Below are 328 nucleotides of genomic sequence, written 5' to 3' on the forward strand. Positions count from 1 at the left end.
GATGAAGCCGTTTCCGAGTTTGTCCTGGAAGGGTGAGCTGCGGTGCTGGCCGCTTCCTCCGTCGGCGAAGGCTTCGTTGACTACGTCCCAGGCGTAGATCTTGCCCTTGAAGTGGGTCATTTCCTGGGTGATGTGGTTGTCCATGGCGGACTGGAGGTCGGTGGCGGAGAGGTTGGAGACCCAGCTGGGGAGTTGGTTGTGCCAGACCAGGGTGTGGCCGCGCATGCGCTGGCCGTGTGCTTGTGCGTGGTTGACGATCTGGTCGGCGGGGCCGAAGTTGAAGTTTCCGCGGGAGGGTTCGGTGGTGTCCCACTTCATCTCGTTCTCC

At 61.9% G+C, this 328-nt stretch carries 1 protein-coding gene; it reads right to left on the reverse strand.

Translation table 11 applies throughout. From position 1 onward, the window contains the following. On the reverse strand, positions 1–318 hold a 318-nt coding region (locus IH54_RS0138915; RefSeq protein ID WP_031526396.1), incomplete at its 3' end, for an endo-1,4-beta-xylanase. Positions 319–328 lie beyond the last annotated feature (10 nt).

Origin of the sequence: Streptomyces sp. NRRL F-5123 (genome assembly GCF_000721495.1) — a bacterium.
In the GTDB taxonomy this organism is placed as follows: Bacteria; Actinomycetota; Actinomycetes; order Streptomycetales; family Streptomycetaceae; genus Actinacidiphila.